Below are 17902 nucleotides of genomic sequence, written 5' to 3'. Positions count from 1 at the left end.
TCACCCTACGCGCTCCGGTCCGTGCCTCAGTGCCAGGGTTCGGATACCGAGCGCAGCGTGGCGGCCGTCGCCACCGCCGCGGTCACGGCCTCGTGCCCCTTGTCCTCCCTGGAGCCCTCCAGGCCCGCACGGTCCAGCGCCTGCTCCTCGGTGTCACAGGTGAGGACACCGAAGCCGACGGGGACACCGGTCTCGATGGAGACCTGGGTCAGGCCCTGGGCCACCCCCTGGCACACATAGTCGAAGTGGGGGGTACCACCGCGGATGACCACCCCGAGGGCCACGATCGCGTCGTAGCCGCGACCCGCGAGCACCTTGGCGGCGACCGGCAGCTCGAAGCTGCCCGGGACCCGCAGCAGGGTCGGCTCGTCGATCCCCAACTCGTGGAGGGCGCGCAGTGCGCCGTCCACCAGTCCGTCCATCACCTTGTCGTGCCACTGTGCCGCGATGACGGCGACCCGCAGATCGCTCGCGTTGCGTACGGACAGTACCGGTGCACCCTTGCCGCTCACGTCTCTCCTCAGTGCTCTCTTACTGGTTGCCGCAGGCGGACACGGCGTTCGTGTCCAGCCAGGGCAGGTCGTGCCCCATCCGGTCCCGCTTGGTGCGCAGGTAGCGGATGTTGTACTCGCCCGCCTGTACGGGCATCGGCTCACGCCGGGTGACCCCGAGGCCGTGCCGGAGCAGGGCCTCGGACTTGTCGGGGTTGTTCGTCATCAGGCGCACGCTGCGCACGCCGAGGTCGGCCAGGATCCTGGCGCCGGCGGCGTAGTCGCGGGCGTCCGCGGGAAGGCCCAGCTCGAGGTTGGCGTCCAGGGTGTCGCGACCGCGCTCCTGGAGTTCGTACGCGCGCAGCTTGGACATCAGCCCGATGCCGCGCCCCTCGTGGCCGCGCAGATACACCACCACTCCCCTGCCCTCCGCCTGGATGCGCTCCAGGGAGGCCTCCAACTGGGGGCCGCAGTCGCAGCGCAGAGAGTGGAACACGTCTCCGGTGAGGCATTCGGAGTGGACGCGGACCAGGACGTCCTCACCGTCGCCGATCTCGCCGTGGACGAGGGCGATGTGCTCCACGCCGTCCGCGGGCGACCGGTAGCCGTACGCGGTGAACTCGCCGAAGCGGGTGGGCAGGTGCACCTCGGCCTCACGGCGGACGCCGGGCTCGGACGGGGCCGCCTCCTGTGCGCCGGGGTCCTCCGTCCCCGGAGGGGCCGAGAGTTTGGGCGAACGCCGGTAGGCGACCAGGTCCTCGATGGAGACGATCGTCAGCCCGTGCTTGCGGGCGAACGGGACGAGCTCCGGCAGCCGCAGCATGTGGCCGTCCTCGCCGGCGATCTCCACGATCGCACCGGCGGGCCGCAGCCCCGCGAGCCGGGCGAGGTCGACGGCGGCCTCGGTGTGGCCGTTGCGGACGAGCACACCGCCGGGCCTGGCCCGCAGCGGGAAGATGTGGCCCGGGCGGACGAAGTCGCCGGGGCCGGCCTCTCCGCCGGCGAGCAGGCGCAGCGTCGTGGCCCGGTCGGACGCGGAGATACCGGTGGTCACCCCGTGGGCACCGGCCGCGTCGACGGACACGGTGAACGCGGTGCGCATCGACTCGGTGTTCTGGTCGACCATCTGCGGAAGCTCGAGACGGTCGAGTTCCTCGCCCTCCATGGGCGCGCAGATCAGACCGCGGCACTCGCTCATCATGAAGGCGACGATCTCGGGCGTGACCTTCTCGGCGGCGATGACCAGGTCGCCCTCGTTCTCCCGGTCCTCGTCGTCGACGACCACGACCGGTCGGCCGGCCGCGATGTCGGCGATGGCCTGCTCGATCGGATCGAGCGCGAAGTCCTCGACGTTGTCCGTGCTGTACAGGATCGGCGCGGTGCTCATGCCGCGGCTCCTTCCAGGAGGGGCTGCCCTGCCCTGCGGGAGCGCAGCCACCAGTCGCGCAGGCCCCACAGGACGAGCGCGCCGTAGATGACGTAGACGAAACCGGAGAATGCGAAGCCGTTGGCGAAGTTGAGCGGGACGCCGACGGCGTCCACGAGCAGCCAGGCGAGCCAGAACTCGACCATGCCGCGCGCCTGGGCGTACATGGCGACGACCGTGCCGACGAAGATGTACGCGTCCGGCCACGGGTCCCACGACAACGACGGGTACGCGGTAAACAGGCCGGCCACTGCGAGCGTGCCCACGGCGGCGGCGCCGAGCAGGATCGCGCGCTCGCGCCAGGTGGCGAACCGCACCGCGATGTGGCCGTCGTCCGCCCGCCCCTTGCCGCGGTTCCACTGCCACCAGCCGTAGACGGCGACGACCATGACGACGACCTGCTTGCCGGCGCTGCCGGAGAGGTGGGCCGTGGCGAAGGCGGCGAACAGGACGAGACCGGACAGGAACTGCACCGGCCAGCTCCACAGGGAGCGCCGCCAGCCGAAGGCGAGACCGATCAGACCGATCACGTTGCCGATCATGTCCGACCACTTGATGTGCTGGCCGAAGAGTGTGAACGCCTCCGAGTTGAGCCAGTTCACTCGGAGGCCCCCTGCCCGGCCAGCAGTCGCTCCACGTACTTGGCGATGACGTCGACCTCGAGGTTGACCGGATCGCCGGGCTGCTTGATGCCGAGCGTGGTCAGGGCGAGGGTCGTCGGGATGAGGCTGACGGTGAAGCGGTCGGCGCCGACCTCCACGACGGTGAGACTGATGCCGTCCACGGTGATGGAGCCCTTCTCGACCACATAGCGGGCGAGCTCCGCCGGGAGCGAGACGGTGACGAGCTCCCAGTTCTCGGAGGGCCTGCGCTCGAGGACCGTGCCGGTGCCGTCGACGTGTCCCTGCACGATGTGCCCGCCCAGACGCGCACCGACGGCGGTGGGTCGCTCGAGGTTCACACGGGAGCCGACCGCGAGGGCGCCGAGGCTGGAGCGGTTGAGGGTCTCCGCCATGACGTCGGCGGTGAACTCGTCGCCCTCGTGCTCCACGACGGTGAGACAGACGCCGTTGACCGCGATGGAGTCACCGTGCTGCGCACCTTCGGTGACGACGGGTCCACGGAGCCGGAAGCGAGAGGAGTCGCCGAGATTCTCGACGGCGGTGACCTCACCCAGCTCTTCGACGATTCCGGTGAACACTTCCCGGGTCCTCCTGCCACGTTCGGGCACGGACTCCGGGGACTGCCGAGGACGACAGCGGACCGCGGTCGGGATCACCGGGACGACGCCGGACGCAGTTCGCCCCTCGGGGCGACCCGAATACGGCGGCGCGCACGAATGCCCGCCCGCCGCGCACTGCCTCCCATCCGGACTTTAACCGTCGGTCCAGGAATTCCACCTGGTCAACCGGCCGCTGGAAGCGACCGGGTCGCGGACTGTAACCGCCGGTTCGGACTTTCACCGACCCCGGAGTGCGCTGCTTCTGGTACAGCTCACAGTGTGCCACGCCCGGTCGAGCGCCAAGCGGGTGAACCGCTGTGTGGTGGCTCACAGGTTCACATAGTGGACTTCTCGGCCCGCCGCGCGACGCCCGAACCCGTCACCCAGCAGAACAACGCCTGGTGAGACAAGGACAGTTGGCAATTGGTCCATACCTATTGACCCGTCTGATCCACTCCTCCTAGGGTCGGCGGTCCCGGCGCTGTGCGCCGTCCACGAGCGGTCCGGCGGCGGTGACGGAGGCCCTTGCCCCGCCGCCGGGCCTCCACCCGCCGGACCTGACGGCCGGGGACCGTCGGGACCGCAGGCACCGCCCCGGCGGATCGCCCGGCCGGACGCGGGCGTGATCGGAACCGGACGCGCTCCGGTGCCTCGACCTCCGGCTCGCCCTCATCCGCGCCCTGTCACTTTCCGCGGAGCCCGATCGGTCATGACGGGAGACGGACGTTCCGCAGGGGAACGCCGCCCGTCCGAAGGGACTGAGGAGAATGACCACGATCCTGGTGACCGGAGCGACCGGAACGCTCGGCCGGCTCGTCACCGAGCGACTGCGGGACGGTGGACACGAGGTGCGCGCCCTGTCCCGGCACGCACCGCGGTACGCCGTCGATCTGATCCGGGGCGGCAGCGGCCTGGACGCGGCCGTCTCCGGCGTGGACACGATCGTGCACTGCGCGACCTCGCCGCGCGGCGGCGACGAGAAGGCGGCCGCCAACCTGATCGCGGCCGCGCGCCGGGCGGGCGTGGCCCACTTGATCTACATCTCGATCGTCGGCGTCGATCGGGTGCCGCTCGGCTACTACCGGACGAAGTCGGCCGTGGAGCGGCTGACCGAGGAGTCGGGGCTCGGCTGGACCGTGCTGCGCGCGACGCAGTTCCACGACCTGCCCGTGCAACTGTTCGCCGTTCTGTCCAGGTTGCCGGTCGTGCTGCTCCCGGCGGGCGTCGCGGATCAGCCCGTCGCGGCCGCGGAGGTCGCGGACCGGCTGGCCGAACTGGCGCAGGGCGCACCCGCGGGCAGGGTCGCGGACATGGGTGGCCCCGAGGTGCGGACGTTCGCGTCACTGGCCCGGTCGTATCTGAAGGCGACGGGCCGGCGGCGAGCGGTGGTGAACGTGCCGCTGATGGGCAGGACCTACCGCGCATTCCGCGCGGGCGGCCACCTCACCCCCGAACGGGCGGTGGGGAAGGCGACGTTCGAGCAGCACCTGGCGCAGCGGTGCCAAGACGGCGGACGCGGCTGACCGCAGGAAGCCGCCCGCTATCTCTCCGGGGGCGCGAAGAGTTCGTCCTGCGCGCCGTCCCGCGCGGTCAGCAGTGCACCGCGCAGTACGGCGCCCCCTCCGAGGACGCCTGGGCGCACCTCGGTGACCAGCGGTGACATACGTGCGAGCCGCGCCTCGACGAGTCCGGCGAGCACGGTCCCGCCCGACTGTCCCACCTCGCCGCCGAGCACCACGCATCCGGGATCGAGGATGGCGGCGAGGGAGGCGGCGCCGATCGCGAGGCGGTCGGCGAGGGAGGCAAGGAAGCGCCGCGCCTGCTCGGGTCCCGCCTCCGACGGCGGCGGGGCGGCGGTCCGGGCCGTCGTCCCGCCCCCGGTGACCGCCTCCACGGCCCGCCGCACGAGCGCCGCCGCCTGCGGCTCACCCCCCGTGGCCACGGTGAACAACCCATGCTCCCCGGCCAGTCGGATGATGGCACCGGACCCCGCCAGGGAGTGGAAGCCGCCTTCGCAGTCCGTCGCGGACGGCAGTGTCCTGGTGCCGGGCACCGGCAGGAAGCCGATCTCGCCGGTGCCGCCCGAGGCGCCGCGGCGCAGCGCGCCGTCCAGGACCACGGCTGCGCCCGTGCCGAGTCCCAGCCACAGCAGCACGAAGGTGTCCCGGTCGCGCGCCGCGCCCTCGCGCTGCTCGGCCACGGCGGCGAGGTTGGTCTCGTTCTCCACGATCACGCGCGCGGGCAGCCGCTCGTGAAGCGCGGTGACCAGGCGGCGGTGCCATTCCGGCAGGCCGCTGGAGTCACGGAGTTCGCCGGTGGCGGGGTCGATGAGGCCGGGGGCTCCGATCCCGACGGTGTGGAGCGGCGCGGCACCCGCCTCCTTCGCCGTGCGCTCCACCAGCGCCACGGCCTGCTCGACCGCGGGTCCCGTCCCCGTGTCGCCGCCGATCGGCACCGACGCCTCGGCGAGCACCCCGCCGAGCAGATCCGCGACGAGGACGGCGACGCCCTCGGTGCGCACGTCGAGGGCCGCGAGGTGGGCGCGGTCGGCGACGATCCCGTACAGCCGCGCGTTCGGACCGCGCCGCTGCTCGCCCGACTCCCCCACCACCGCGACCAGCCCGGCCTCGGTGAGCCGCTCGACGAGGTCGGCGACCGTGGGCCGGGACAGTCCGGTGAGCTGCTTCAACTGCCCTGCCGTCAGGGGGCCTTCCTGCTGCAGCAGCCGCAGGGCCAGCCGGTCGTTGATGGCCCGGGCGGTGCTAGGGGATGCAGGCATGCCGGGATCCTCCCAGATCGGCGGGGCCGTTCACCGGCCCCCTCCTCCCTATCTATCAGGCAGGGTTCCTGATAGTTTACGCCACGCAGCGAGGCGAACACATCCGGGGAGGGGCGAGAATGGGCGCGGTGGAGAGGGTCTACTCAGTACGTGACGTGAAGCGGGCGCGGTACGCCGTGGCGGCGGTCTTCGCCGTGCACGGTGCCGTCACCGGCTCGTTCGCGACCCGTGTGCCGTGGATCCAGGACCACGCCTCGGTCAGTGCGGGGCAACTCGGACTGGCGCTGGCGTTCCCCGCGCTCGGCGCGTCCGTGGCGATGCCGCTCGCGGGCAGCATCAGCCACCGGTTCGGCGCCCGCAACGCCCTGCGCGGTCTGATCGCCCTGTGGACGCTCTCCCTCGTCCTGCCGTCCCTCGCGCCCAACCTCCTCACGCTCTGCCCGGCCCTGTTCTTCTACGGCGCCTCGGCGGGCATGGCGGACGTCGCGATGAACGCCCTCGGTGTGGAGGTCGAGGACCGGCTCGGACGGTCGATCATGTCCGGTCTGCACGGCATGTGGAGCGCCGGCGCGCTGATCGGCTCGGCCGCCGGCACGCTCGCCGCCCACCTCGGCTCGGACGCCCGGCTGCACCACACCCTGGCGGCCGCGGTCCTGACGGTACTGGGGCTGGTCGCCTGTACCTGGGTGCTCGACCTGCAGCCCGCCGAGGACGAGGAGCCGCCGCCCCGGTTCGCCCTGCCGCCGAAGTCGGCGCTGCTGATCGGCGCGATCGGGTTCTGCGCGGTGTTCGCGGAGGGTGCGAGCCTCGACTGGTCCGCCGTGTATCTGCGGCACGAACTGGCGACCTCGGCCGGTCTCGCGGCCGCGTGCACCACGGGCTTCACGCTCACCATGGCCGTCGCCCGGATCGCGGGCGACAAGGTGGTGGACCGGTTCGGCTCGGTACGCACCGTACGGGCGGGCGGCGTCCTCGCCGTCCTCGGCGGACTGCTGATCGTCGGTGCCGGTGATCCGGTCGTGGCCATGACCGGCTTCGCGCTGATGGGCCTCGGTATCGCCGTCGTCGTGCCGCTGTGCTTCGCCGCGGCCGCCCGCAGCGGGCCGAACCCCAGCCAGGCCATCGCCGGTGTGGCGACCATCACGTACACCTCGGGGCTCGTCGCGCCGAGCGCGATCGGCGGACTGGCCCAGGCGACCAGCCTCGTGGTCTCGTTCGCGCTGGTGACGCTGCTCGCCTGCGGGCTCGCCCTGTTCGCGGGGGTGCTCCGCGCGGGCGACCGGGAACGGCCGAAGGTCAGTCCGCCGAGCGCAGCAGTTCCCGACCCAAGGCCCTGAACCGCTCGCTCCACGACGTGGGACGCAGGGTCGCCGCGTCGAGCCGGACCAGGACCCGGGTGCCGTGCGCGTACGTCACCGCTCCGTCGGCCGAGCAGAACCGGAACCCGTAGGTGAGGCCGGTGTTCCCGAGCCGCTCGAGCCACAGGTGCACGGCGTACGCGCCCGGCTTGCTCACCGGGGCCTCGTAGGTGATCCGCAGCTCCTTGACGGCGTTGCAGAAGTCCCCCGCCGCCTCCCAGTCGCCCTCGAAGCCGAAGCCCTGCTCGTGCCACATGACGGTCCAGGCGCGTTCGACCATGACCGGGTAGCGGGCGTTGTGCAGCAGGCCGAGCGCGTCGAGGTCGTCGAAGTGGACGACGACGGGGATCAGCCGTCCGTACGACTGGACGGGTACGGCCTGGGCTTCGGCGGTCACGGGCGGGGCTCCTCGATGTGGCCTGATGAGGCGCTCGCGACACCGCGGCGCTGTACGGGCCCATGGTAAGCGCTCGCTCAGGACGCCCCGCCCGCGGGTCAGCCCGCGATCGAGTCCAGCTGCTCGGCGGCGGGCCGCAGCGCCCACAGGTCGCCGCCGGGCGGTGCCTCCAGCAGGCTCACCGCCTTCCGGGCGCGCGCGTCCCCGGCGTCCGCCGCCGCGTGCACGACGTCGCTCGCCGCGTACCGGTGGAACTCCAGCTCCGGGTAGGACCAGGTCGCGGCACCCGTCGCCGCCGGCAGCAGGAAGTCGACCGCCTTGACCAGGCTCTGGCCCTCGGGTCCCCGGTAGGACCACAGGTCCACGCCGACGTGCCGGCCGATGGCCGCGAGCCGCGTGTACGCCACGAGGTCGAAGGTCGAGTAGTGCCAGCTGCGCGTCCGGGCGAGCTCCTGCGGCTGGCTGCCGTCGCCGGCGATCTGCGGGTCGATGCGCCTGGCGCGTGCGTCGAGCACCGTCCGCCGGGTGAGTGCCTCGTCGCCGGTCGCGTACGCCAGGGCGGCGAGCTGCATGTCGTAGAAAGTGCCGTGGTTGTTCTCGGCGGCACCTTCCTCCTTGCCGAAGGACCCGTCGGTCAGCCAGGTACGGAAGGCGACGTTCCAGTCGTGCATCCCCGAGCGGTCGGCCTCGGACCAGCCGGGGGCGCCGGTGTTCAGGACGGCGATCGCGTCCAGGACGCTGGTGTACGACTGGGAGAAGTCGATGATCCCGATGGCGCGGCCGTCGTACCGGCACGGGATGAACTGCCCGTGGTCAAGGTCGGGGTTCATCCTGGTCGCCGGATCCAGGAACCAGGTGCGCAGCACCTGGGCCGCCTTCTGCCCGTACTGCTTCCTGCCGGTGTAGTACCAGGCCAGCGAGAGGTCGTAGGCGGAGTCGAAGACCTTCTCCACGTCCTGGCGGTCGGTGCCCGTGTCGACCTCGGGGTTGCGCTGCCCGTCGCGCTGCTCGTAGGGGCAGCCCCAGGGGTTGTCGGCCGTCCTCGGCTGCGTGGGCCACCAGTACGGGGCCTGGCTGAGGTAGTCGTGCACGTCTCCGCCGGGTGCGGGCCTCGGCTTGTCGACGACCGTCCAGGGGCCCTGGTCGAGCCAGGCGTCGGCGCGCTCGGTCAGACCCCTGAGAGCCGCGCGCAACCGGGGGTCTCCGTGCTCCAGCCGGATCCTGGTCTGCTGCAACCGGACGCCGTCGAGGACGGCGGTTCTGGGGACCTTCGGCGCCGTGTGGGCCGATGCGCTGGGGACGAGGACGGCCGCGAAGGCGGTCACGGCGGCGAGCAGAGCGGCCAGGCGGGGTCGTGCACTCATCAAGGCTCCGATCAGAAATGTGAACGCAGTTCATGAGTGGGACCGTGTGAGCGTAGGACTGCCTGATGCCCCTGACAATGGTTCGGACAATTCTTCAGGTACAGAGAAAGCGAAGCTTCACCATGGATCTCGGCGTGCGCTGGAAGCTGCACGGAGACGGGCACACGCCCGCGCCCGGAGCGGTCGTCCGTCCCGACGAACGGCTCTCCTGGCCCCGCACGATCGGGCTCGGTGCGCAGCACGTCGTGGCGATGTTCGGGGCGAGTTTTGTGGCGCCCGTGCTCATGGGCCTCGACCCCAACCTCGCGATCATGATGTCCGGCGTCGCGACCGTCATCTTCCTGCTGGCCACCCGCGGACGGGTGCCCAGCTACCTCGGCTGCTCGCTCTCCTTCGTGGGGGTCGCCGCCGTGATCAGGGCGCAGGGCGGCACCAGCGCGACGGTGACCGGCGCGGTCCTGGTCGTCGGCGCGGTGCTGTTCCTCGTGGGCCTCGCGGTCCAGCGGTTCGGGGCGCGGATCATCCATGCGACGATGCCGCCGATCGTGACCGGCGCGGTCGTCATGCTGATCGGGTTCAACCTCGCCCCGGTGACCGCCTCGACGTACTGGCCGCAGGACCAGTGGACCGCGCTGCTGGTCATGCTGTTCACCGGGCTGGCCGTGGTGTGCCTGCGCGGCTTCTGGTCCCGGATCGCGATCTTCCTCGGGCTGGTCTTCGGATACGGCCTCTCGTGGGTGTGCGACCGGGCCTTCGGGAAGATCCACTCGGTGGACGCCGGCGGGAAGCTCACCGATCACTGGCGCCTCGACCTGTCGGGCGTCGGCAGGGCGGACTGGATCGGCCTGCCCCACTTCCACGGACCGTCCTTCCAGTGGTCCGCGGTGCTGGTCGCGCTGCCGGTGGTGATCGCCCTGGTCGCGGAGAACGCGGGACACGTCAAGGCGGTCGGCGAGATGACCGGCGACCCGCTGGACGACAAGCTGGGCACGGCCATCTCCGCCGACGGCGTCGCCTCCGTGCTCTCGACCGCGGTCGGCGGCCCGCCCAACACGACGTACTCCGAGAACATCGGCGTGATGGCGGCCACCCGCGTCTACTCGACCGCCGCCTACTGGGCCGCCGCCGGCTTCGCCCTGCTCTTCGGTGTCTGCCCCAAGTTCGGGGCCGTCGTGGCCGCGATCCCCGGCGGGGTGCTCGGCGGGATCACCGTCATCCTGTACGGAATGATCGGCCTGCTCGGCGCGCAGATCTGGATCAACTCCAAGGTGGACCTGCGCAATCCGCTGAACCTCGTGCCGGCCGCGGCGGGCATCATCATCGGCGTCGGCAATGTCAGCCTGAAGTTCAGCGACAGCTTCTCGCTGAGCGGTATCGCGCTGGGCACGCTGGTCGTCATCACCGGCTATCACGCGCTGCGGGCGATGGCCCCCGCCCATCTCAAGGGGCAGGAGCCGCTGCTGGACTCGGGAACGTCCTCGTACGACGAGGAGGGCGAGGAAGACCGTCGGAACGCCGCCGCCGCACCGGACTCGGACGGACGCGCCGGTTCGTAACCGCTCCCGGACCCGGAACCCGCCGGCCGCGGGGGCGCGCGGACGGATACTCCCGCCGGACGGCGCCGGTCCGGCCGGCGCGACGGGAGCCCGGTGACCAGGTCCGCGGGGCACATCCACGCCCGCGCCGCCGGCGCCCCGTCCCCCACCTGGACCACCCGCGCATTCCCCCGTTCCGGCGAAGCCCGCGGGCCGCCGGCCCCCGGGTCGGCCCGAGCCTGCGACGCTGCCCCCATGGTCCGGTTGGAGCAGTACACGACCTCGGTGGACACCGTCGTCTCGCGTATGCGCGCGCTCGACGAGGCATGGCCCGAGCACGACGGCGTCGCGGTCTTCAACCGCGTCTACCTCGCCGTCACCGAGGAGGTCGACCGCCGTGTGGACGCAGGGGACTTCCCCGACCGACGGGCCGCGAGCACGCTGGACGTCCGCTTCGCCGAGCGGTACCTGTCCGTCGCCGAGGAGGGGCCCCGGCCCGCCTGCTGGCGGCCGCTGTTCCAGTTCCGGCGCCATCCGGGGGTGCGCCCGGTGCAGTTCGCACTCGCCGGCATCAACGCGCACATCGGGCACGATCTCGCCCTGGCCGTGGTCGACACCTGTCACACGCTCGGTTGTGAACCGGGCGATCTCGAGGACGAGTTCGATCGTGTGGGGATCGTCCTCCTCTCGCTGGAGGAACGCATCCGCGAGGACCTGATGCCCGGCCCCGATCTGCTCCAGGTCGCCGACCCCCTCACCCATCTGCTCGGCGCCTGGAGCCTGGAGCGGGCGCGCGAGGCCGCCTGGTCCGCGGGGCGCGCCCTGTGGGCGCTGCGGGAACTTCCGGACCTCACGGACGAGTTCGCCGGCCGGCTGGACGCCGTGGTGGGATTCGCGAGCCGGATCCTGCTCACTCCGCTGCCCGGATGATCCGGCCGGTTCTCGCCTGTCGCACGGGCAACCCCCGCACCGCGGTCGTACGTTGAACGAGCTGCACATCCAAGGCGAAGGAGCGACAGGTATGGCGACCCGGCTCGGACTCGGCCTCCCCCAGAACAAGCAGTACGACATCGGGCGCGATGTGCCCGACGTGGCACGCGCCGCCGAGGAGATGGGCTACGAGAGTCTGTGGGTGTACGAGCGGGCCCTGTTCCCCCTGGACTCCTCCCAGGGCCTGTACGGCGTCGAGGGACTGCCCTGGCCCGAGTCCTACCGCGGAGTGGCCGAGCCGCTGGTGACGCTCACCCTGGCCGCGGCCGCCACCCGCCGCGCCCGGCTCGGGACGAGTGTGCTGGTGGCCCCCCTGCACGTGCCCTTCCAGCTCGCCAAGGCGTTCGCCACCCTGGACGCGGCGTCCGGCGGCCGGGTCGTGGCGGGCTTCGGCACGGGCTGGTCCCTGGACGAGTACGCGGCGGCGGCGGTCCGCCCCTTCGAACAGCGCGGCAAGGCACTGGACGAGGTGATCGACGTCTGCCGCGCGGTATGGGGAGCGGACCCGGTCTCCTACGAGGGCACGGTCACGAAGCTCTCGTCCGTCGCCGTCGCGCCGAAGCCCGCCCGGCCGATCCCGATCCTGCTGGCGGCGAGCAACAACAGGGCCCTGCGGCGGCTCGTCGACAAGGCCGACGGCTGGCTCCCGGTGTCCGTCGGCGCCGAGCGCATCGCCGCGCAGTGGCGCGAGCTGCAGGACCTGGCCGCCGAACGGGGCCGGGTCACACCGCTCCAGACCGTCCTGCGCGTCAACGCCTCCTACTCCGCCAAGGCCTACGACGGCGCGGACCGCGCTCTCTTCCAGGGCGACGTCGACCAGATCGTGGAGGATCTGGCCGCCCACGCCGAGGTGGGCCTGGACGAGATCCTGATCGACCTGCAGACCTCGACGCGGGACGCGGGGGAGCTCAAGGACGTGGCGGCTGCGGTGTACACGGCGGCCCGGGCGGCCGGGGTCTGATCCCGGCGGGCGGCCGGGGTCCCGCCGCCCGCCCCTGTGGGCCCGGTGCCGGACGCCTCAGTCCTCCGGCAGCTCCACCGGCGCGATCTCGTCGTACACGTCACCGGGGCCGGGGTTGGACGGGTCGGTGCCGCCACCGAAGTGGTGCATGACGCCCCACACGGCGTTGAGCGCGGTCTGCACGGCGCCCTCGGCCCAGCCGGCCGTCCAGGAGATGTCGTCGCCGGCGAGGAAGATGCCCCGCTTCCCGTCGGGCAGCCGGTCCTGCATGAAGTGCGTGAACAGGCGGCGCTGGTAGCGGTAGTGACCGGGCAGGTTCGCCTTGAAGGCGCCCATGAAGTAGGGCTCGTTCTCCCAGGAGACCGTCACCGGGTTGCCGATGATGTGCTTCCTGATGTCGACCTTCGGGTAGATCTCGCCGAGCGACTTCAGCATCACCTCCATCCGCTCGTTCGCGGACAGCGGCAGCCACTTCAGGCTGTCGTCGCACCAGGTGTACGACAGGCAGATCACGGCCGGCCGGTCCGGGCCGTCGTCCAGCAGATACGTCCCGCGGGTCATCCGGTCGGTGAGTGTCATCGACATCACGTCACGGCCGGTCTCCTCGTCCTTGTCCAGCCAGAACGGCCGGTCCACGGGCACGAAGAGCTTGCTGGACTCCATGTAGTGGGTGCGCTCGATCGCCGTCCAGTGGTCGATCGGGAACAGGGCGTCGTCGCAGTCGATCTTGGACAGCAGCATCCAGGACTGGGCGGTGAAGACCGCCGCCCGGTAGGTGCGGATGTGGCCCTTCGCGTCGGTGACCGTGATCCGGTCCCCTGCGGTGCGATGCAGCCGGGTCACGGCGGGGCGCGGTTCGCCGCTCTCGTGCAGGGACCGCAGGGACGTCCCGTAGGGCCAGTGCACGATCTTCTGCGGCTCGCGCTCCCACAGACGCACGGGCAGTTGCTGGGAGCCGCCGACGATCCCGCGGTGGTGGTCGTCGGCCTCGGTGTAGACGACGCGCAGGATCTCCAGGATCGAGTTGGGGAAGTCGGTGTCCCAACCGCCGGTACCGAAGCCGACCTGCCCGAAGATCTCCCGGTGCCTGAAGGACTTGAAGGCCTCGGCGTCGCAGAGGAAGCCGTAGAAGGTCTGGTTGTCGAGCTTCTCGACGAGCCTGGACCAGATCTCCCGGACGCGCTGCACGTCGCGCTCGCGCATGGCCCGGTTCATGGCGGAGAAGTCGGCGCCCTCCTCCAGACAGGCGTTCCACGCGTCGGCCACGTCGCGGTACACCTGCGGCAGGTCGTCGAGCGTCTCCGCGTAGTGGCTCTCGCCCTTCAGGTCGACGACGGTCGACGGGGTCGCCTCGGCGAGGGGGTTGGGGAACGGCGCGGTCTCGAGCCCGGCCAGCTCGATGTAGTGCTGCAGGGCCGTGGAGGACGGCGGGAAGCGCATGGCGCCCATTTCGGCGGTCAGCGAGGGATCGCAGCCTTCGAAGCCGACCGTGCGCAGCCTGCCGCCGATCCGGTCGGCCTCGTAGACGACGGGCTTGAGGCCCATTTTCATCAGCTCGTAGGCGGCGACGATCCCGGACAGGCCGCCGCCGATGACCGCCACCTCGGTTCCGTGCTCGGTCGCCGGTATCTGGCCGAGGCCCGCCGGGTGGGCGAGGAAGTCGTCGTACGCGAAGGGGAAGTCCGGCCCGAACATGGTGATCGGCGGCTGCTGCCCGTCGGTGTGCTGGGCGGCGTTGGGCACCGTGGACGTCATGGGCTGGGGACTCCTTGCGCGGAAGGTACTCGGTGGGACTGAGGGTCAGACGAGGGACCCGTAGAGGCCGGGACGCCGGTCCTTGAGGTACGGGTTCGCCGCGCGGGACTCGGCCAGACGGGCGGGGTCGACGTCGCCGAGGACGAGTTCCTCGACGCGGCCGGCGCGGACCCGGGCGATCCCGTCGGGGCCGGCGAGCGTGGAGAGTCCGACGAACTCGAACTCCCCTTCCTGACCGACGCGGTTGACGTACGCCACGTACATCTGGTTCTCGAAGGCCCGCACCGGGACGAGGGACTCGGCGACGAACTGGAAGGGGTGCATCTGGGCCGTCGGGACCAGGAGGAGATCGGTGCCGGCCAGAGCGTGGGCACGGACGTTCTCCGGGAATTCCACGTCGTAGCAGATCATCAGTCCGACCCGCAGCCCGTGCAGCTCGGCCTGGACGACCGGCACGTCGCCCGGCGTGAAGTGGTCGCGCTCGAAGCGGCCGAAGAGGTGGGTCTTGCGGTAGTTCGCCAGGCGGTCGCCGTCGGCGGAGAGCAGCTGGGCGGAGTTGAAGACGGTCTCGCCGTCCCGCTCGGGGTAGCCGTAGGCGATCGCCAGACCGTGTGTGGAGGCGATCTCCGCGACGGCGTCGGCGGAGTCCCCGTCGGCGGGCTCGGCGAGGCGCACGATGTCGCCGCCGATCGCGTAACCGGTGAGGAACATCTCCGGCGCGACGAGCAGTCCCGCGCCCGCGGCGGCCGCCCGGCCCGCGGCCTCGTCGAGGACCTTGAGGTTCTCGACGACCGAGCCGGGGCGTCCGGGGCTCTGGAGCAGGGCGGTGCGCATGCGTGGTCTCCACCGGTACCGAAGAGTGTTGGGGGGGCGCTTAGACGGTACGGTCGGCGCCCTCGGCCGGACAAGGAGGAGCCGTTGCGCGCCGGTGCGCGGATCATTGCGTCCGCAGGGGGCACGGCGGCGATTCGTTGCGCGCCCCGCCGGACGCCTTTCGGAGCGCTGAGGCGCAGGTCACAGCGGTGCTCCTACGGCTCCCGCCGCTGCTTCACGATCGTTTGCGGCAGCTGCGCACCGGCCGCCGGTTCACCCTGCGACATCCGCAGAGCGGGATCGATGCGCACCAGAACCGCCTCCGCCGTGTCACCGGGCCGTATGCGTACGACGGTCAGGGGCAGCTCCGCGTCCACGGCGAGCCCGGCGACCGGCCGCGCCCCACGTCTCTCCAGGCCGAGCGGTCCGGCGGCGCGGCCCCCGCCCGGCCGCCCTCGCCCGTGTCCGGGACGGTGGCCCGGGGCGCCGGAGCGACGTCTCACGCGGCCGGGCAGACCACGGCCGCACCGTCGACCCCGTCGGCCCGTCCTCGTCCTCTTCCTCGTACCGGTGCTCGTCGCTCACCTCCGAACCAGGAGGCGGCCCCGGGGCCGCCGGCCGAGCGGACGGCTGCGTCCAGGTGGCGGGCGACACGGCGGACGAGCGGCGCCGCCCCGTGCGCGAGCCGCCCGAGGTCGGTCTGCGCCGCGCTGAGCACGGGCGGACGGCTGCCGTCGCCGGCCGGGCCGACAAGAGGGTCGCGGGCCAGGGTGCCGAAGAAGCGGGCAGCACGATCGTCTGCCGCACCTCCCCCGTCTCGCCCCGGCCTCCGCCACCCCGGGCACCAAGTACGGCGGCAGCACGCCGCGTCATACCGCCGTACGCGGACCCGCACGGGGGTGACCCCGATGCCGCGCCGGGCGGTCGGCCGTTCCACGGCGTGGCGTCAGCGGGCGAGGGCCGGACCGGGGGTGAGCGTCGCGATGCGCCCGGGACGACCGAAGGAGCGGCGCAGCGGTCGCCTCGGGTCGCACCGGCCCCGGTCGTCCCGGTCCGGGCGGGTCAGTCGCCGTGGGACACGGTGAACGTCGTGATCACCGCCGCGTGGTCGGACGGCCACTCGTTGCCGAACACGTCGGGCCAGGGCCGCGGATCACCGCTGACGAAGGTGCGGGAGTCGAGCACCTCGAGACCCCGGTGCAGGACGTAGTCGATCCGGTCCTGCGGCTCGGGGCGTCCGCTGCCGTCCTCGTGCACCGGGTGGATCGGCGACCAGGTGTGGCCGGGGTCGGCAGCCGGGTCCGGATGCGCCTCGCGGTAGGAGTCCCCGAAGCCCGCCTCCTCGGCCGCCCGCGTCACCGGCCACGCGACGTCGGGCCAGTCAAGATGGGAGGGGCAGTTGAAATCGCCCAGGAGCACGACCGGCACTCCGTCGTCGGACGACTCCTCGATCCACCGCAGGGCCTCGCGCATCTGCGCGAGTCGCACCTCCTCGTGGGCGATGAGCCGGTCCGCCGGGAGCCCGTCGAAGACGGACTCGTAAGGGCCGTACGGCGTGTAGTGCAGGTGGGCCGTCCAGATGTCGACCTCCCGTCCGGGGGCGACCCGGATCCGGACCCCCGCCGCACCGTAGAAGCCCACGTCCGGGTCGCCGAAGCGGCGGGTGATCGGATGGCGGCTGATGATGCCGAGGTTCTCGCCGGCCCGGTGGTGGTACCAGCCGAGGGCGTCGGCGAGCTCCTGGGCCGCGATGCCGCCGGTCTCCTGAAGGCCGACGACGTCCGCACCGCTCTCCGCGATCGCCTTGAGCTGCTTGGCCCGGTGGTCGTCGACCGGGGTGCCGCCGAGCCAGAGGTTCCAGCTCATCACGGGGAGTACGTGCCCGGTCGTTCGAACGGCCGGCTCTCCGGCGGCCATGGCGCGCAGGTCGTCCGGCGTGACCCCGGCGAGGCTCGCCCGCACCGTACGGCCGGGCGCCGCGTCGATCGGCGCGAGCGAGGGCACGGCGAGCACCACGCACCCGGCCGCCTCGGCCGACCAGACGCCGGTGTGGGTGTCCTCCACGGCGACGCAGGCCGCCGGGTCGACACCGAGGGCGCGGCAGGCCGCGAGATAGGGGGCGGGGTCCGGCTTGGTGCGGTCGGTGTCGTCGGCGGTGACGGAGACCGCGAAGCGCCCGGCGCCGAGGGCCTCGAGCACCGTGTCGGCGACGGTCCGGGGAGAGGCGGTGACGAGCGCGGTGGGCACGCCGTCGCGGGCGAGGGCGTCCAGCAGGTCCAGGGCGCCGGGACGCGGGACGATGCCGGCGCGGACGCGGCCGACGAACTCCTGGTGCAGCCGCTCGGCGAGCTCGGCTGCCGAGGCGCCCGTGGTCGCGGCCAGCCACTCGGCGGTGTGCTCCACCGGACGGCCGAGCACCTCGGGCTGGTCCGCCTCGGTGAGAGGCCGTGCGGCGACGTGTTCCACCGCCTCCCACCACTGCAGCTCGGTGTCGACGAGCGTGCCGTCCATATCGAACAGGACCGCCTGCAGCGGGGCGCCGGAAACGTGGCCGACAAGGCTCTTCACCAAAACATTCTCTTTCTTCTCACCGGGCCCGGACGTACACGGGCACGGTCATGGATCGGTTGTCACCCCACCGTTCGGCACGTGTGGGGCGGACGGGCGGACGACCCCACCGAATCGGGGGGTCGTGCGTGCCCTCTCGTTCCCGATCCCGCATTCGGCCGCCAGGCCTACGAGCGGAAGGACGATGTGTTCACGGACAGGGCGTCAGGAAAATCGGAGGATCTCCCACCGGTGCATCGGTGA

The 17902-nt window shown here is 72.0% G+C and carries 16 protein-coding genes and 1 riboswitch; of the genes, 5 read left to right on the top strand and 11 right to left on the bottom strand.

The annotated features are described in order from the left end of the window. Positions 1 to 26: 26 nt before the first annotated feature. Genes ribH through ACSHXN_RS33225 form a run of 4 tightly spaced genes read right to left on the bottom strand, consistent with a single transcriptional unit; the run spans position 27 to position 3118 of the window. Positions 27 to 512, bottom strand: coding sequence for a 6,7-dimethyl-8-ribityllumazine synthase (ribH, locus tag ACSHXN_RS33240; protein WP_355138068.1), 486 nt, complete (start codon positions 510 to 512; stop codon positions 27 to 29). Positions 513 to 531: 19 nt separating this feature from the next. Continuing rightward, on the bottom strand, positions 532 to 1878 hold the full coding sequence (locus ACSHXN_RS33235) for a bifunctional 3,4-dihydroxy-2-butanone-4-phosphate synthase/GTP cyclohydrolase II (protein WP_356113524.1): 1347 nt from the start codon (positions 1876 to 1878) through the stop codon (positions 532 to 534). Beyond that, on the bottom strand, positions 1875 to 2519 hold the full coding sequence (locus ACSHXN_RS33230; RefSeq protein WP_356113522.1) for a nicotinamide mononucleotide transporter family protein: 645 nt from the start codon (positions 2517 to 2519) through the stop codon (positions 1875 to 1877). The genes ACSHXN_RS33235 and ACSHXN_RS33230 overlap by 4 nt, the downstream gene beginning before the upstream one ends. After that, positions 2516 to 3118, bottom strand: coding sequence for a riboflavin synthase (locus ACSHXN_RS33225; RefSeq protein ID WP_355138074.1), 603 nt, complete (start codon positions 3116 to 3118; stop codon positions 2516 to 2518). Before ACSHXN_RS33225 ends, ACSHXN_RS33230 begins: the two co-directional genes overlap by 4 nt. A gap of 149 nt (positions 3119 to 3267) precedes the next feature. Beyond that, positions 3268 to 3398, bottom strand: a riboswitch (FMN riboswitch). A 508-nt stretch (positions 3399 to 3906) separates the two neighbouring features. Here ACSHXN_RS33225 and ACSHXN_RS33220 point away from each other — a divergent pair. Beyond that, entirely contained in the window at positions 3907 to 4662 is a 756-nt protein-coding gene (locus ACSHXN_RS33220) for an SDR family oxidoreductase (protein ID WP_356113518.1), read from the top strand. A gap of 17 nt (positions 4663 to 4679) precedes the next feature. Here ACSHXN_RS33220 and ACSHXN_RS33215 read toward each other — a convergent pair whose 3' ends face one another. After that, positions 4680 to 5918, bottom strand: a complete 1239-nt coding sequence (locus tag ACSHXN_RS33215) for an ROK family transcriptional regulator (RefSeq protein WP_355138078.1) — start codon at positions 5916 to 5918, stop codon at positions 4680 to 4682. Positions 5919 to 6046: 128 nt separating this feature from the next. Between ACSHXN_RS33215 and ACSHXN_RS33210 the strand changes: the two genes are divergently transcribed. Then, entirely contained in the window at positions 6047 to 7255 is a 1209-nt protein-coding gene (locus tag ACSHXN_RS33210) for an MFS transporter (RefSeq protein WP_438304750.1), read from the top strand. On the opposite strand, the gene ACSHXN_RS33205 is transcribed toward ACSHXN_RS33210, so the two are convergent. After that, a complete protein-coding gene (locus tag ACSHXN_RS33205; RefSeq protein ID WP_355138082.1) occupies positions 7215 to 7673 on the bottom strand; it encodes an acyl-CoA thioesterase in 459 nt (152 codons plus the stop codon). The genes ACSHXN_RS33210 and ACSHXN_RS33205 overlap by 41 nt on opposite strands. 98 nt (positions 7674 to 7771) lie before the next feature. Further along, complete coding sequence (locus ACSHXN_RS33200) at positions 7772 to 9037, bottom strand: alginate lyase family protein (protein ID WP_356113515.1); 1266 nt, start codon at positions 9035 to 9037, stop codon at positions 7772 to 7774. Between the two features lie 122 nt (positions 9038 to 9159). Between ACSHXN_RS33200 and ACSHXN_RS33195 the strand changes: the two genes are divergently transcribed. The 3 genes from ACSHXN_RS33195 to ACSHXN_RS33185 all read left to right on the top strand — a co-directional run bounded on the left by ACSHXN_RS33195 (position 9160) and on the right by ACSHXN_RS33185 (position 12523). Further along, complete coding sequence (locus tag ACSHXN_RS33195; protein ID WP_355138086.1) at positions 9160 to 10593, top strand: uracil-xanthine permease family protein; 1434 nt, start codon at positions 9160 to 9162, stop codon at positions 10591 to 10593. Positions 10594 to 10827: 234 nt separating this feature from the next. Beyond that, entirely contained in the window at positions 10828 to 11502 is a 675-nt protein-coding gene (locus ACSHXN_RS33190; protein WP_355803355.1) for a DUF5995 family protein, read from the top strand. 91 nt (positions 11503 to 11593) lie between these two features. Beyond that, complete coding sequence (locus ACSHXN_RS33185) at positions 11594 to 12523, top strand: LLM class F420-dependent oxidoreductase (protein ID WP_355138090.1); 930 nt, start codon at positions 11594 to 11596, stop codon at positions 12521 to 12523. Positions 12524 to 12580: 57 nt separating this feature from the next. On the opposite strand, the gene ACSHXN_RS33180 is transcribed toward ACSHXN_RS33185, so the two are convergent. From ACSHXN_RS33180 to ACSHXN_RS33165, 4 genes are all read right to left on the bottom strand, one after another. Then, positions 12581 to 14278 (bottom strand): flavin monoamine oxidase family protein, encoded by a 1698-nt coding sequence (locus ACSHXN_RS33180; RefSeq protein ID WP_355138092.1) that lies wholly within the window; start codon positions 14276 to 14278, stop codon positions 12581 to 12583. Positions 14279 to 14323: 45 nt separating this feature from the next. Continuing rightward, complete coding sequence (locus tag ACSHXN_RS33175) at positions 14324 to 15112, bottom strand: carbon-nitrogen hydrolase family protein (protein WP_355138094.1); 789 nt, start codon at positions 15110 to 15112, stop codon at positions 14324 to 14326. Between the two features lie 194 nt (positions 15113 to 15306). Continuing rightward, a complete protein-coding gene (locus tag ACSHXN_RS33170) occupies positions 15307 to 15594 on the bottom strand; it encodes a hypothetical protein (RefSeq protein WP_355138096.1) in 288 nt (95 codons plus the stop codon). Positions 15595 to 16153: 559 nt separating this feature from the next. Beyond that, the gene (locus tag ACSHXN_RS33165) at positions 16154 to 17659 is read right to left on the bottom strand and encodes an HAD-IA family hydrolase (protein ID WP_356113510.1); all 1506 of its coding nucleotides are present in this window, start codon (positions 17657 to 17659) and stop codon (positions 16154 to 16156) included. Between the last annotated feature and the right edge of the window lie 243 nt (positions 17660 to 17902).

Source organism: Streptomyces sp. HUAS TT11, from assembly GCF_051553595.1.
In the GTDB taxonomy this organism is placed as follows: domain Bacteria; phylum Actinomycetota; class Actinomycetes; order Streptomycetales; family Streptomycetaceae; genus Streptomyces.
The sequence above is the reverse complement of the archived record's forward strand: the minus strand, read 5'-3'. Positions and strand labels throughout refer to the sequence as shown.